This window comes from Streptomyces sp. NRRL S-495 (assembly GCF_000966955.1).
Lineage (GTDB): Bacteria > Actinomycetota > Actinomycetes > Streptomycetales > Streptomycetaceae > Kitasatospora > Kitasatospora purpeofusca.
Genome location: NZ_JZWY01001227.1, coordinates 1 through 393, shown reverse-complemented (window position 1 = coordinate 393; position 393 = coordinate 1). Strand labels below are relative to the sequence as shown.

At 72.5% G+C, this 393-nt stretch carries 1 protein-coding gene; it reads left to right on the top strand.

The features are described from left to right. Positions 1-393 (top strand): acyltransferase domain-containing protein (locus VR45_RS40780; protein ID WP_045945032.1); only part of this gene is annotated, 393 nt, incomplete at both ends.

The following is a 393-nucleotide window of genomic DNA, read 5'->3' as shown; positions in this document are numbered from 1 at the left end:
ACTGGCTGGACACCAAGGCCCTGGACGCGGAGTACTGGTACCGGAACCTGCGGGAGACGGTGGAGTTCGGGCGGGCCACGGACACGCTGCTGGGCGAGGGCTTCCGGTTCTTCGTCGAGTCCAGCCCGCACCCCGTGCTCACCTTCGGTGTCCAGCAGACCGCCGACGCGGCCGACACCGCCGGCTCCGCGCAGGGCCCCGCCGTGGTCGTGGGCACCCTGCGGCGCGGCGAGGGCGGCCTCGACCGCTTCCTGACGTCCCTGGGCGAGGCATACGCGGGCGGTCTGCTGCCCGACTGGGACCGGGTGTTCACCGGACAGCGTCCGGGCAGTGTCTCCCTGCCTACCTACCCCTTCCAGCGTCGCCCGTACTGGCTGGAGGACACCGGTCCCG